Genomic DNA, 14,694 nt, shown 5'->3' on the forward strand with positions numbered 1-14,694 from the left:
AACAGAGAAGTTAAGCCCTGCAGCGCCGATGGTACTGGGGTTACACCCGGGAGAGTAGGCCGCCGCCACATTATTCAAAAAGCCAGCCCATAAAGCTGGCTTTTGGCGTTTTTGGAGGTTTCCTTTACTGTAATGATATCAATCCACCTCTTCCTGCCCCGATACGCAAGGGCGGGCAGGCGTGGCGGGGTACAGGTACGCCGCGGCGCACGGGAGAGTAGGCCGCCGCTACATTATTCAGACCCTCAGATTCAATCCTGAGGGTCTTTTTGCGTTTTAAGGTAATTGCATTCCAACCAATTCAAATGAAAATGAATATAAAAAACACTTTTGAGAAGACTTTTATCAATATCCTTTTATAACCATCCCTGAAACCATTTTTTACTTTTCTTTTGCTAGGAAATGGATTAACTTAGCCTTTGATTTGAGAATAAAAATATCGCCGAATTAAGATTATCCCCCTATGAGAACGTATATCTTTTTATTGGTTTTAATGTTAACTTTTTCTTCTAATGCATTTCCCCAAGATAATTTAGCAGCCTATAAAAGAGGTAAAACTTTAATCGGATATGGGAATTATGCTGAAGCCATGGAGCTGATGCGTCCATATATGGAGGAATCTAAATATGGTAAATTGGCTTTTTATGCCCAATATTATTTTGGTAAAGCTGCTTTTCAAAACAAACAAGGTGAGCTCGCCAAATCTGTCATAAAGCCCTTGGCAGATAATAAAGCATGGGAAAAACAAGACGAGGCCAAATACCTCCTTGCATTGATCTATTTTGAAGAATCAAAAAATACAGAAGCCTTACAGGAACTATCCTTAATCAAAAATCCTGAAATCTTTGCTCTTGGCGAGCGTGCCAGCCTGAAATATTTGAAAAGTGCTTCTGTCAGTTTTTTGCTTGCTAACTTGAGCAAATTCCAAAACAACAAGGGTTATCTGATAGCATTGAGAGAACAGCTTGAAAAGCAATCCATCATGTCTGCAGATGAAAAGGCCGTCCTGCAGCAGTTGAGTACTATAGATAATCCAGTCAATTCCTCAAGTCAAGGTAATAAAAATCTTCAGGTACTTGATATAGCCATTTTGTTGCCCTTCAATTATTCAGGAGGCAATGATGTCAAAGCCATTTCCCAAGGGAATTTTGTCTTGGAATTGTATCAGGGAATCCATTTTGCCCTAGATGAATTGATTGCCAATGGGCATAGCATCAATGTGAGGTCTTACGACACGCAAAGGGACAATGCCAGGCTTCAAAATATTTTGGGGGATGAATTCCTGCTTAAGGCAGATGTTATAATCGGACCAATTTACCCTGAAGAAACTGAAATCGTTTTACAGTTTTCACAAAAAAACAACATCCCGTTTATCAATCCTCTTTCCAATTTGGATGATAAAATCCAAGGCTATGATTTTGCATATTTATTCAGGCCAGCCATTTCATCTTTAAGTATTGGCCTGATGAAATATTTGAAAACCAACATTCAGGGAAAAAGGGTTGCCATAGCCTATTCCGCTGCTTCCCGTGATGAGCAACTTGCAAATAAAATTGTAGAGGAAAGCGATAGCCAAGGCTATAAAATAGTTTCCAAAACGCTGATTTCTCCAAAAAATATCAACCAGTTTTTTGACAATATCCAACTTGATAGAGACCTTCTTTCTAAAACAGATGCTGTCATAATTCTTTCAGATGATCCCAATATTGCGCAAGCTACATTTGGGTATATGGAATCCAAAAACCTTCAGGTTCCGGTTATTGTTATGGACAGTTGGCTTTATTTCAATTTTGCCAGTTATGAAATGCTGGAAACTCAGAATTTTGTCTTTTTGGGAAATAATTCCATTGATTTTAGTAACGCTAACCTCGAAAGTTTCAGAACCGGTTTCAATGAGGAATATGGGAAATTCCCCTCTCTAAATATGCATTTGGGCTATGAACTTGCAAATTGGATAGCGCAGACAATAAGCCCGGTAGAAGGTTTTGATTTTAGAAGTAACTTGAATAATAACGGCTTTAGTCAAGGGAAAATTACTTATGGTTTTGATTTTAGAGATTCCAATAACAACCGATACGTTCCTGTGTTAAGATTGAATAATGGAAAATTAGAAGTTAATTAAAGAACAAATACATGAAGATTACCCATAGTAAAGCTTTGTTTGAAAAGGCTAAAATATATATACCGGGAGGAGTCAATTCTCCCGTTCGTGCGTTCAGGGCGGTAGGGGGAGATCCGATTTTTATCAAAAGAGCTGACGGAGCTTATATCTATGACGAAGATGATAATGCCTACATTGAGCTCATCAATAGCTGGGGCCCGATGATTCTTGGACATAATCACCCGATGATCAAAGAAGCCATCATCAGGGCTTTGGAATTTGGGACATCTTATGGGGCGCCTACAGCAAAAGAAGTTGAAATTGCGGAGTTGATTGCAAGTATGGTACCCTCTGTCGAAAAGGTCAGAATGGTGAATTCCGGCACGGAAGCCACCATGTCCGCTATCAGGGTAGCAAGAGGATACACGGGAAGAGACAAGTTCATCAAAATGGAAGGCCATTACCATGGTCATGGAGATTCTTTTTTGATTTCTGCAGGCTCAGGAGCGATTACAATGGGCAATCCGGATTCACCGGGAGTGACCAAAGGTACAGCAAAAGACACCCTCCTTGCCCCATACAATGACCTCGAAGCCATCGAAAAGCTTGTTGCCGCCAATAAAGGTGAAATTGCTGCTTTGATTTTGGAGCCTGTTCCAGGCAATATGGGACTTGTCCTACCAAAAGATGGTTATCTCCAAGGAATAAGAAAAATCTGTAATAGGGAAGGAATTGTCCTGATATTTGACGAAGTCATGACCGGATTCAGGCTTGCAAAAGGCGGTGCCCAAGAACTTTTTGGGGTAATTCCTGATATGACTACTCTCGGAAAGATCATAGGGGGAGGTCTTCCTGTCGGGGCTTATGGTGGGAAGAAGGAAATCATGGAGTTTGTCTCTCCGGCAGGTCCTGTCTATCAGGCAGGAACACTTTCCGGCAATCCCATTGCCATGGCGGCGGGTCTTACGATGCTGAAACACCTAAATCAAAATCCTGAGGTTTATACCACGTTAAACAATATCGGGGATAAATTGGTAAAAGGATTTCAAACCTCCCTGGACAAACTAGGACTGAATTATCGGATCAACCACATAGGGAGCATGTATAGCCTGTTTTTTACCGATCAGGAGGTTTTCGATTTTGAATCTGCCAAAAAATCTGACACTGTTCGGTTCGGAAAGTACTTTCAAGGCATGCTCAAAAGAGGGATTTACCTCGCTCCTTCTCAATATGAAAGTCTATTTCTTTCTACTGCTTTGAATGATGAACTGATCAAAAGGGTCATTCGAGCCAATGAGGAATCCCTCAAGGAAAGCTTGTAGGGAAATATTATAAATAATAATTCCCGGCAGGATTCAGGTATGTCTGTAACATCGGTCTTCCGACTTCCTACCCGTTTGTATTAGAATTTTAAGTTACTGGCAAAGAAGCGTACATCAAGATAAAATAATCTACCAAAATGACCTTAAAAATATACGGGATCAAAAACTGCGACACCATGAAAAAGACCTTCAATTTTTTGGAGGAGAAAGGGATTGGTTACGAATTCATTGATTACAAAAAACAGGCGCCTGATGCGGGGTTGTTGGTGAGATTTGCTTCCAAAGTAGGTTTTGAAGCATTGGTCAATAAAAAAGGAACAACTTACAGGAAACTTACTGACGAAGAAAAATCCTTACTTGAAAAAGAATCGGATGCTTTGGCATTGTTAGGTTCAAAAAGCAGCATGATCAAAAGACCAATCGTTGAATTTCCCAACGGAGATTTGATTTTGGGTTTTGAACCGGAAGCTATCTTGAAAAAAATATAAAATTTGCCTTTCCTGCTAATATTTCACTTGATCTGTTGGCAGGGAAGGCAATTCAAAATTTCCCAACTCCACCTTAAAACTCAATACCTTTAATTTTTCAACGTTGATCTCTTTGGCCAAAGGGGTTTCAAAGGCAAAAACTTTTTGAAGGCTCGGATGGGGATCCAGCTTCTCTAGATTGTCCCCACTGACCATTGATTTGGTCAAATGCAACTGAATCAAGTGGGTATTTCCCTTCAGCATTTCAAAACTTTGACCTTCAATTTTTGTCTCATTCAGTTTGAGAACTGTGAGGTTTTCCATTTTTCCAATAAGAGGAATAACATCATCGGTAACATTCGAAAGACTTAAATCAAGGATGGTGATATAGGCAAGAATAGGCTCCAAAGATTCCAAGTCCTGATTATCGGCCTCAGGGAAATTGATGGTACTGACTTTGAGTAAGTGAGATGTTACGCTCAACTTTTCGATAAAAAAACCTTCACCTTTCAATTCCTTCAAAACATCCTCCTCCAGTGGCTCGAGTTGGACTTCAGGATAAATAGAGGTTTCATTTTTCACAAAAAAAGAAGAAACCAAATCCACCGAAATTCCCGATTGGCCGAGTGTTTCCTCAAAAGAAGCTCCGGCATTCAGCCAAGCTTTTACCAATTCAACCTCGGCTTCTACGGGCTGCCTTTTCTCCTTTGGTGGCATATGGTCTTCATGATCCAAAGGGAGCAAGATCCTTTCAAGAAGTTCGCTTTTCAGAGGTGTTTTATGGAAGATCACTTCTCCATTTTTCCCACCTTTCAACAAGCTTTCTTTGGAAGTCAGGATCAAATCCCCCTTGCTGTTCTTCTCATTATGGCAACTGCGACAGTTTTGATTCAAAATTGGTTGGACTACATCTTCATAGAACAAAGCCTCCTCCCATGCTTCCCCATCAAGGGAAAGTGGCTCAAACTGCTCCTCCATTTTCCATCCGAAAGTTTCCTGAATCCCTTCCGGCAAAACCTCCGTCAGGTAAGTTTCTCCGTGTGTCAGATTGCCTCCGAGATGCCCGGTAATTATCAGGCAAAGAAAAAGTATTGCTGAACCAACATGGATTTTCGGATCCGATAGGGTTTGATGTTTTTTGACAAGTAGAAAAAGGGATAAGCAAGTCAGGGCTGTGAGAATGCCCAAAATCAAATGGTTTTGAACCGTGTCAAAAGCATAACCTTCCTGATTGTAGAGAATAATTCCGGTGATACACGCAAAAAATGACATCAAGGTGCTTAAAAGCAAGGCAAACTGCACAGTGGGAAAAAGCAGGTTTTTGTCCTTTCTGGGATAATACATCAGGATCAGGGCAAACAAAATAAACCCAATCGGCAAATGGACAATCAAGGGGTGGAAGCGTCCGATCAGTGGGAGAATGAATAGCGCCATTGTTCTCTTTTAGGCTAAAATGTCTCTGATGATTTCACCTTCCACATCTGTCAGTCGAAAAGGCCTTCCCTGAAAATCGTATGTGAATTTTTCGTGGTCAAATCCCAAAACCTGCAATATCGTGGCGTGGACATCATGGACCGAAACTTTTCCTTCTACACCCGAAAACCCAAAATCATCCGTTTGGCCAAAACTTGATCCGTTTTTGATCCCTGCACCGGCCATCCACATCGTAAAAGCGTCTACGTGGTGGTCTCTTCCTTTGAATCCCATGGTCTTTCCTTCTCTGTTTTCCTGCATCGGCGTCCTCCCGAATTCACCTCCCCACACCACCAAAGTATCCTCCAATAATCCTCTTTGCTTGAGGTCGAGTAAAAGCGCGGCAATCGGGCGGTCTATTTCGTTGCATTTGTTTCTTAATCCCAAATCAATCGCCGTGTCATGGTCGGTGCCATGACTGTCCCATCCCCAATCATACAACTGAACAAAGCGAACCCCTTTCTCTACCAATTTTCTGGCGAGTAGGCAGTTATTTGCAAAGGCTTCTTCTCCAGGTTTTGTGCCATACAGTTGATGGATAGATTCAGGTTCGTCGTTGATGTTCATCACATTGGGAACCTCGATCTGCATCCTGTAGGCCATCTCGTATTGGTTGATCCGTGCCAAAGTTTCCGGGTCCCCAAATGCTTCAAATTCGGCTTTGTTCACTTCGTTGATGGAGGAGATCAATGTTTTTTTGAGGTCGCGGTTGATTCCTTTTGGGTCTTCAAGATAGAGCACCGGATCGCCTTTGGACCGACATTGGACACCTTGGTAAACAGAAGGAAGGAACCCGCTGCCCCAAACGCTTTTCCCGGCATCAGGGGTTTTTCCGCCCGATGTCAGGACAACAAAACCCGGTAAATTCTGATTTTCTGTTCCGAGGCCATAGGTAACCCAACTCCCTAAACTCGGTCTTCCCAATCTCGGACTTCCTGTTTGCATGAAGAGTTGGGCAGGACCATGGTTAAATTGATCGGTGTGGACGGCTTTTAAAAAAGCGACTTCATCTACCACTTTTGAAAAATGAGGAAGGTAATCAGACACCCAAGCGCCGGATTCTCCATGTTGGGCAAAGTTGGATTGGGGACCAAGGAGATTTGGCACACCTCGGATAAATGCGAATTTCCTTCCTTCCAAAAGAGATTCCGGACAAGGTTGGTTGTTATATTTGATAAGTTCAGGTTTGAAATCAAAAAGCTCCAACTGCGATGGTGAACCCGCCATATGAAGGTAAATCACCGATTTTGCTTTCGCAAAATAAGGAGGAGGCAAGGGAGAAAGGGGATTCAAATCCCTGTCTGAAAGTTGAAGTCCCTGAACTTTGGGCACGCCGGGATTTGTCTCGCAGCCAAATAGCAAGGGTGCCAAGGCCAAACCGCCCATTTTGCTGACGCAGTCCAACAGGAAGTGACGCCTTGTTTGTTTTTCAAGTTGCGTGCGGTGAAGCTCGGTCAATAGGTTTTCCAGCCTTTTCATTTCAGGATTTGGTTAGAAATTCGTCCAGGTTCAACATGGCATTGGCTACCAAAGTATAAGCTGCCAATTCCGGATTCCCTTCGACTTTTTTGTCTTGTAAAAATTCTTTCAGTTCCTCAGGTTTGGATCTGTAATTGGTCAACGCTTCTTGATACAGGTTCAACAGGCTTTTCTTCTTGGATTCAGAAATGGTCACCAACATCATTTTTTCATAGGTTTCTGCAATGACAGTCCCGGGATCTTTATTGGTTTCTTGGGACATTTTTTCCCCAAGTTTCAAAGCTGCCTCGATATACACCGGATCATTTAAAGTCGCCAATGCCTGAAGCGGGGTATTGGTGACAATCCTTTTGCTGATACATACTTCTCGGCTTCCGGCGTCAAAACTGATAAAGGAAGGATAAGGACTGGTCCTTTTCAAAAACGTATAAACCGACCTTCTGTATTGGTCTTCGCCTTCACTTGTTTTCCAGGATTCTCCATTATACACTGTTTGCCATATTCCATCAGGTTGATGTGGCATGACGCCTTGGCCGTACATTTTGTCACTGATCAATCCCGACACTGCCAAAGCTTGGTCACGGACTTGCTCGGCACTCAGCCTAAATCTCGGCCCTCTTGCATACCACCTGTTTTCAGGATCTTTTTCATGTAGTTGGGGACTGATTTTGGAGCTTTGCCTGTAAGTATGGGAGCTGAGAATTTCCTTGATCAGGGATTTGATGCTCCAATCATATTCGTTCATCAGCTTCCAAGCCAAGTAATCGAGTAGTTCCGGATGGGAAGGTAGATCCGATTGTGTTCCCATATCCTCCAAGGTATTGACCAATCCACGGCCGAATATTTGTGCCCAAACCCTGTTGACCAAAGTACGGGCTGTCAGGGGATTTTCTTTGTCTACCATCCAATAGGCAAGTCCCAACCTGTTTTTAGGCCATTCAGGATTCCAGTTGTTTAAGATTTCAGGAGTTTTTGCGGAGACTTCTTCTCCGAGCAACATCCAGTTTCCCCTTTCAAAAACATTGGTTTTTCTCTTCATGAAATCCGGATTTTCGATCATGATGGGAAGAGTCACAGGTTTGGTAGCTAACAAGTCCTTCCACTGCTGTTCGATGCTGAGGTATTCAGGTTTGTCCTTTCCGGGAAGTGATTTTATAAACGCAAACCACACTATCGCCGAAGTAGACTGTTGTGGTTTTGCTTTTGGGTTGGAAGCAGTTATAAATAAGTCCGTCTTCCCTTTTATTGCTGCAAATGGAATAGCCCTTGTAATCCGGCCTTCCGTTTTATCAATGGTAAATTCGCTCAGGATTTCACCTTCAGGCCCGCCTTTTCGGATTTCCATTTTAGTTCCGTCTATATCTGCCCAATAATTCAGCAGGAGCTGATCGGAATTTTGGGTATCTACATTGCGGAGGTAGGTCGTCCCGTTGTGCCACATGCCAAGCCATTTGGTATCGATCAGTTCGGCATTGACAAAATCCTCGCAAAGATGGGCGTGGTACTTGGGTTCAAGGTAGGTTAGGAAATTGGCCTTGGCCAAAGCTTCCTCGCTGTTGCTGTTTTGGGCCACCCAGGTTTTGATTTTTTGAACCTGAGCTTTTTCTTCATCGGAATAAAGTCTTAGTTTTGGTTCCTCGTCATGGGTGTCCTCGTCCCGCGAATTATTAAAAAATGCTTTGATCTGAAAATATTCCTCATGCTTGAAAGGGTCATAAGGATGGCTGTGACATTGCACACAAGCCATAGTGGTACTTTGCCACACCTCAAAAGTGGTATTGACCCGATCCAATACCGCCGCAACCCGAAATTCTTCATCCTCCGTACCGCCCTCGTCATTGTTCATGGTATTACGGTGAAAAGCCGTAGCGATCAACTGATCTTCAGTTGGATTTGGCAAAAGATCCCCAGCGAGTTGTTCCACCGTAAACCGGTCAAATGGCATGTCATCATTGAGTGACTTGATGACCCAATCCCGATAGGGCCACATGGTGCGGGAGACATCCCGCTCATAACCTTTGGTATCCGCATACCGGGCCATGTCAAGCCACCAAGTTGCCCATTTTTCCCCGTAGGAAGGCAAGGAGAGGAGTTGGTTGACAGCTTGGTCATAGGTTAATTTACCGCCATTCCAATCTGCTACTAATTTTTCTGATGGGGGCAGTCCCGTGATATCCAAAGCCAACCTTCTCAAAAGCCGCAAAGATTCTTCCTCCGCAGATGGAGATAGTCCATTTTCAATCTGTTTTTGGAATACAAAATGGTCAATGGTTAAAATAGGAGATTTTCCAAGAATTGAGGCAATTGAGCGAAGTGAAGGGGAAGGAACTTCAGGCTTTTCTACAGGGACATAAGCCCAATGTTTTCCCCAAGAGGCGCCTTGATGGATCCAATTTTTGAGGGTTTTGATTTCTTCCGGTGACAATGCGGGTCTGTGATACGGCATTCGCATTTCGGGATCAGATTCATAAAGTCTCCTGATGATTTCACTTTGGCCCGGTCGGCCGGGAATGATGGCGGGCTGTCCCGATTCGGTTACCGCAAAAGCTTCCTCCTCAAAAAGTACACTGAAACCCCCGTTTTTTTTCACCCCTCCATGACAGGAAATACAATGCTTGTTTAGGATGGGTTTGACATCGGTACTGAAATCCACTCTTTTTGGTTCTTTGAAAAACAAGATGGTTCCCACCAAAAGGAATAGCAAAACGGAAAGGAGAGCGGGTAAATTCTTTGTTGTCATTTTGGATAAGCTACTGCAACCAAATTAATGATTTTTGGCCACCATATCAAAATGTCTTTTATTGGAAGCAGGAATAGCAATTATTAGTATGGGTCAAAATGAATAAATAAAAGTCGTCTTCTCTTATCATTCGATATTGATTGATACTTTTTGATATTGGAATATTGTTTCGCTTCGAACTCAGTGTCTGTTTGGTTTAAGATTTTTGGGCTAGGGAGCAGAAAGGTGAAAAATTAGAATGTTACCGAGAACAAGCAAGCACTGAAAGTCCTGCCAACTGGAAGGAAAGGTTTGAATGTTTAGGATTTATACTTGAGATAAGAGAATTAGATGCGAGAGGCAAGAAGCGAGATTTGGGATATCTTATGAAAATAAGATTATGTCTTGCTTCTGGTGAGGGAAATTCTCTCTAAAAAAAACAACGGCACCCATACTTTCGTACGGATGCCGTCACATTATTGAGTTATTAAAAGATTACTTTTTGTCTTCCGACACTTCTTCGTAATCTACATCAGACACACCGTCTCCGGCATTGGATGTACCTTCGCCCGGACCTGCATTGGCATCAGGTCCCGGTTGGGCACCTGCACCTTGGGTAGCGTTATAGATTTCCTGCGAAGCAGCTTCCCAAGCTTTGTTCAAAGCTTCGGAGGCAGAATCGATAGAGGTAATATCTTTGGAAGCATGCGCAGATTTCAGTCCTTCCAAGGCAGCGCTGATGTTGGCTTTGTTGCCATCGGAAAGTTTGTCACCATATTCTTTCAGTTGCTTTTCTGTCTGGAAAATCTGACTGTCAGCTTGGTTCAATTTTTCGATTTTTTCTTTTTCAGCTTTATCAGTGGCAGCGTTGGCTTCTGCTTCCCGCTTCATTCTTTCGATATCGTCTTGAGACAAACCGGAAGAAGCTTCGATCTTGATTTTTTGTTCTTTGCCTGTCCCTTTATCTTTGGCTGATACGTTCAAGATACCATTGGCATCAATGTCGAACGTCACCTCGATCTGTGGAATACCTCTTGGAGAAGGTGGGATATCACTCAATTGGAACCTACCAATTGACCTGTTGTCTTTGGCCAAAGCTCTTTCTCCCTGCAATACATGGATATCGACCGCCGGCTGATTGTCAGAAGCGGTTGAGAATACCTCTGATTTTTTGGTAGGAATGGTTGTGTTGGATTCGATCAGTTTGGTAAATACGCCGCCCATGGTCTCGATTCCCAAAGAAAGTGGCGTCACATCGAGCAACAAGACGTCCTTTACTTCACCTGTCAACACTCCGCCTTGGATAGCAGCACCGATGGCTACTACTTCGTCAGGGTTGACACCTTTGGAAGGTTTCTTTCCAAAGAACTTCTCTACTTCCTCTTGGATTTTTGGAATCCTGGTAGAACCTCCCACAAGGATTACCTCATCAATATCCGATGGTTTCAATCCGGCGTCTGCAAGGGCTTTGATACAAGGATCCATTGATCTTTTAACCAAGTCAGCTGTAAGCTGCTCAAACTTCGCCCTGCTCAGAGTTCTCACCAAGTGCTTTGGACCTGTTTGGGTAGCAGTAATATATGGCAGGTTGATTTCTGTCGAAGCAGAACTTGACAATTCTATTTTTGCTTTTTCAGAAGCTTCTTTCAATCTCTGAAGCGCCATTGGATCATTTCTCAGGTCGATCTGCTCTTCAGATTGGAATTCTTCGGCAAGCCAATTGATAATCTTTTGGTCAAAATCATCACCACCTAAGTGTACGTCACCATTGGTAGACTTCACTTCGAATACCCCATCACCCAACTCAAGAACTGAAATATCAAATGTACCACCACCAAGGTCATACACTGCAATTTTCATATCCTGATTTTTCTTGTCCATACCGTATGCCAATGCGGCAGCAGTAGGTTCGTTGATGATTCTTTTGACTTCAAGACCTGCAATCTGTCCGGCTTCTTTAGTGGCCTGACGTTCTGCATCATTGAAGTATGCAGGTACTGTGATGACAGCTTCTGTGACAGTCTGTCCCAAGAAATCCTCTGCAGTGCTCTTCATTTTCTGAAGAATCATGGCTGACAATTCCTGTGGCGTGTACGACCTGTCTCCGATTTTAACGACAACAGTATCGTTCGCCCCTTTTTCTACTTTGTAAGAAGCGTGTTTTTTCTCTTCAGATACTTCTGAGAATTTTTTACCCATAAACCTCTTCACGGAGGAAATGGTGTTGGAGGGGTTGGTGATAGCTTGACGTTTTGCAGGGTCACCTACTTTTCTTTCTCCGTTTCCATTGTCTAGGAAAGCCACGATGGATGGTGTGGTTCTTCTTCCTTCGCTGTTTTGGATGACCACTGGCTCGTTACCTTCCATTACGGCAACGCAGGAGTTGGTGGTACCCAAGTCTATACCTATGATTTTTCCCATGATTTTATATTTTCTGTTATTGATTACGACTTTGATTTGAAAGCTATTAGACAACTCATGTGCCAATCCGGAATTCACTATTTATTGTGTCAGTTTGACAGACTAAATGACAATAGGTTAGTAAAAAAATTACGTCACACTGAAAATATTTCATGGAAATGGCAGACTTCGCCTGTTTACTTTCGGTCTGTGAGGTTGCGAATCGCTTTTGGTGGCTTATTTGAAAATCGATTTTAAGAAAAGGGCAAATGTAAGGTCGGCAAAAATTGGGTGCTCCCCTATTCATCTGGAGTGGGTGGATGTTCAATAGGGGGATAGCTTTTAGAAAATTTGTGGTGGGGTGATTTTAAGGCTGGTATCCTTTTTAAAAAAAAGGCCGGTAAAAAACCGGCCCTGTTGTCGTGTGTTAGAAGCTGAAACCTGTAGTCAGCTTGAAGAATGAATCGTTTCCTTCAACCAAATCGGTACCAAACGAAAATCTTGCAAAAGGTCCGCCGGTTGGTTTTGTAAATTGGATGTAGGGGCCTAACCATTGATAGGTATCAGTGGAGGTTTCGACATTTGATCCGCCCGTATTGATCAGGTGCTCATAATGTGCACCCAAAGAGAAAAAGGGAGAAACTTTGTATCCATAATTCACCCAATAGTGAAGGAAAGATAAAGTTGTCCCAGGCGCCGGAGGAGCCTCATTTCGCAATGGCGCATAAAAGCCTGCATAAATCTGTCCTTCAGTTTTGGTTTTATTCAAATTGACAGTCAGGTTTGGAACAATACCGTCTCCCAACCGACCACTACCTGCTGTACCGGATGAAAGCAGGTTTCCTCCCAAAATACCGATTTGAGGATTTACTGCAATTCCTTCAGCAACTTTAAAATTGAAACCGACTCCAAATTCAGTCCAGTTACCCCATCTGCCGCCTGTACCGCCGGACCAAAGGATGCCATAAAATGTAAAGTCAGTTTTTTCACTGATACTGTATCCCCCTTGAAAGACGGGATAAAATCCGAAAAACTGATCGGAATTCAGGGTGACGTTAAAGGTGAAGTCGTCTTCTTCTTCTTCCTCCTGCGCCATTACGCTTGTCATAGATAGTACCATAAGCATCATGCCAAGTACTGTTCCTCCTTTAAGAAGGTTTGTTAAGTTGTTTTTCATAGGTGTAATAGGTTTTGGTATTGATTAGGTTGTTTTTATGACCATATTTTTATAAATGATCTTATAAAATATAAATCATGGGTACTAAATTACCCATGAATTTTAAAAATGCAATAAAAATGTCATTTATATGTTAAAAAAATAACCAATAATTTTTAGATTGTCATTTTCATAACAAATCCGTCTGTTAATTTGATAGAACATAATTGGATTTTATTACCTGCAATGGACTTACTGAGTTTAATTTGAGCCTTTAGGTGCTTTACCAACCTAATGAGGAAAAAGCGATAATTACTTACAATAAAATGGCGCTCTCTATGGATTCTTTCTTGAATTCTTAAAATGCGGTTCTTCTATAATGGGCATAAAGCTTAAAAAAACAGGATTAATAAAAACATACACAGTTCGATAGGCGGGTTTAATTCATCAATGGATATGTCGTGCTGAAAGATTTTATGAAAAAATAGGTAAAATGGGCTTCAGCCGTTCAAAACCCGTCAAAAACAAAATTCAGTCAAACTTCCACCAGTCAGGGGCGTCGTTAGTCCACCTTCTCCCCTGTGCCCTGGCATTGCAGCTTTTACATTCGGCAGCATAGGAGTCATCAGGCTTATTGGGGAAAAATTGACAAGGATCAACCAAATAAAAGGGTACATCTGCCCGGAGGGTGTAAATCCTGGTCACTTTGGTTTTGGCAACTTCAAAGTATCCAAGGACAGTTTCATTTGGGTCTTCCACATTGGCGATATTTCCAAAGACCGGCGCAGGCGGGATATCAAAAAGAGAGCCTTGGTTGTTGATGACGATTTTTATTTTTTCCCAATATTCATATGCCTCCCTATTGATGCTCAGCTGCTTGACACTGACAAAAAACGGATATAAAAAGGAATTGTCCACCATCCTTTTGGCCAAAACCAGTTTAGTCCTACGGGTGCTTGTTCCTGATCCGTCAAATAAATTAAGCCGGTTGGGTTCGATGACATCTGAGATAAAGCATGGTGGTGGAACTGGAGGTGGAAATCCAGTGCCAGGAAGGTACACCAAAGGCCAAATGTAGGTTTCTTCGACTGCCCATCTCAGGTAAATGGGATCTCGCGTGGCTGGGAGTGTAGTCTCCGAATAAACAGTAAACACTGATTCAGGTGCTTCAGAACGGAATGGTTCATTTACAAAGGCAAAACTGAGCACATCTTCCGCAACCAATGTAGGCACGGTTTCATATTTTGACAGGTACACCTCATCATCCAAAACAACTTCCAAAGCATAGCTTTGTCCTTCGACCGCAAAAACACCATACAATTCATAATCACCGTTTCCGATGGAGAAATACCGGTGCTTGCCTCCAGACGAGGTCAGCAGCGAGACTTGGGCATTTGGAACTCCCTTTGGGGCCAATCCGGTCGCAGTCGTCTGACTTACATTTACAACCTGCCTTTCGTTGATGTCGGTAAACAAACCATAGATTACTAATTGGCCCTCCTTTGTTTCTCCTACAAAATCAAGCTTGTCAATACAAGAAACAGGAAGCAGCAGGTATAAGAGGAATACCAAAAGGA

At 42.6% G+C, this 14,694-nt stretch carries 9 protein-coding genes; 3 read left to right on the top strand and 6 right to left on the bottom strand.

Annotation, left to right across the window (positions count from 1 at the left end):
- Positions 1 to 463: 463 nt before the first annotated feature.
- The 3 genes from MMU05_RS21795 to MMU05_RS21805 all read left to right on the top strand — a co-directional run bounded on the left by MMU05_RS21795 (position 464) and on the right by MMU05_RS21805 (position 3,911).
- Complete coding sequence (locus MMU05_RS21795) at positions 464 to 2,122, top strand: ABC transporter substrate-binding protein (protein WP_241143774.1); 1,659 nt, start codon at positions 464 to 466, stop codon at positions 2,120 to 2,122.
- Positions 2,123 to 2,133: 11 nt separating this feature from the next.
- On the top strand, positions 2,134 to 3,423 hold the full coding sequence (gene hemL, locus MMU05_RS21800; RefSeq protein WP_241143775.1) for a glutamate-1-semialdehyde 2,1-aminomutase: 1,290 nt from the start codon (positions 2,134 to 2,136) through the stop codon (positions 3,421 to 3,423).
- Positions 3,424 to 3,560: 137 nt separating this feature from the next.
- Positions 3,561 to 3,911, top strand: a complete 351-nt coding sequence (locus tag MMU05_RS21805) for a Spx/MgsR family RNA polymerase-binding regulatory protein (RefSeq protein ID WP_262917730.1) — start codon at positions 3,561 to 3,563, stop codon at positions 3,909 to 3,911.
- A 15-nt stretch (positions 3,912 to 3,926) separates the two neighbouring features.
- On the opposite strand, the gene MMU05_RS21810 is transcribed toward MMU05_RS21805, so the two are convergent.
- The 6 genes from MMU05_RS21810 to MMU05_RS21835 all read right to left on the bottom strand — a co-directional run bounded on the left by MMU05_RS21810 (position 3,927) and on the right by MMU05_RS21835 (position 14,689).
- Positions 3,927 to 5,324, bottom strand: a complete 1,398-nt coding sequence (locus MMU05_RS21810) for a c-type cytochrome domain-containing protein (protein WP_241143777.1) — start codon at positions 5,322 to 5,324, stop codon at positions 3,927 to 3,929.
- A 9-nt stretch (positions 5,325 to 5,333) separates the two neighbouring features.
- On the bottom strand, positions 5,334 to 6,842 hold the full coding sequence (locus tag MMU05_RS21815) for a DUF1501 domain-containing protein (protein ID WP_241143778.1): 1,509 nt from the start codon (positions 6,840 to 6,842) through the stop codon (positions 5,334 to 5,336).
- A 1-nt stretch (position 6,843) separates the two neighbouring features.
- The gene (locus tag MMU05_RS21820) at positions 6,844 to 9,582 is read right to left on the bottom strand and encodes a DUF1553 domain-containing protein (RefSeq protein WP_241143779.1); all 2,739 of its coding nucleotides are present in this window, start codon (positions 9,580 to 9,582) and stop codon (positions 6,844 to 6,846) included.
- 474 nt (positions 9,583 to 10,056) lie between these two features.
- A complete protein-coding gene (gene dnaK, locus MMU05_RS21825) occupies positions 10,057 to 11,982 on the bottom strand; it encodes a molecular chaperone DnaK (RefSeq protein WP_241143780.1) in 1,926 nt (641 codons plus the stop codon).
- A gap of 406 nt (positions 11,983 to 12,388) precedes the next feature.
- Positions 12,389 to 13,138, bottom strand: coding sequence for a DUF6733 family protein (locus tag MMU05_RS21830; protein ID WP_241143781.1), 750 nt, complete (start codon positions 13,136 to 13,138; stop codon positions 12,389 to 12,391).
- 510 nt (positions 13,139 to 13,648) lie between these two features.
- Positions 13,649 to 14,689 carry a DUF4249 domain-containing protein gene (locus MMU05_RS21835; RefSeq protein WP_241143782.1) on the bottom strand — a complete coding sequence of 347 codons (1,041 nt, stop codon included), beginning with the start codon at positions 14,687 to 14,689 and terminating at the stop codon, positions 13,649 to 13,651.
- Positions 14,690 to 14,694 lie beyond the last annotated feature (5 nt).

Source organism: Cognataquiflexum rubidum, assembly GCF_022538115.1.
GTDB lineage: Bacteria > Bacteroidota > Bacteroidia > Cytophagales > Cyclobacteriaceae > Cognataquiflexum > Cognataquiflexum rubidum.

Bases quoted from the DNA above. Each gene is read 5' to 3' on its own strand.
- MMU05_RS21830 (WP_241143781.1), bottom strand. From the start codon at position 13,138: ATGAAAAACAACTTAACAAACCTTCTTAAAGGAGGAACAGTACTTGGC.
- MMU05_RS21820 (WP_241143779.1), bottom strand. From the start codon at position 9,582: ATGACAACAAAGAATTTACCCGCTCTCCTTTCCGTTTTGCTATTCCTT.
- dnaK (WP_241143780.1), bottom strand. From the start codon at position 11,982: ATGGGAAAAATCATAGGTATAGACTTGGGTACCACCAACTCCTGCGTT.
- MMU05_RS21810 (WP_241143777.1), bottom strand. From the start codon at position 5,324: ATGGCGCTATTCATTCTCCCACTGATCGGACGCTTCCACCCCTTGATT.
- MMU05_RS21805 (WP_262917730.1), top strand. From the start codon at position 3,561: ATGACCTTAAAAATATACGGGATCAAAAACTGCGACACCATGAAAAAG.
- MMU05_RS21815 (WP_241143778.1), bottom strand. From the start codon at position 6,842: ATGAAAAGGCTGGAAAACCTATTGACCGAGCTTCACCGCACGCAACTT.
- MMU05_RS21795 (WP_241143774.1), top strand. From the start codon at position 464: ATGAGAACGTATATCTTTTTATTGGTTTTAATGTTAACTTTTTCTTCT.
- hemL (WP_241143775.1), top strand. From the start codon at position 2,134: ATGAAGATTACCCATAGTAAAGCTTTGTTTGAAAAGGCTAAAATATAT.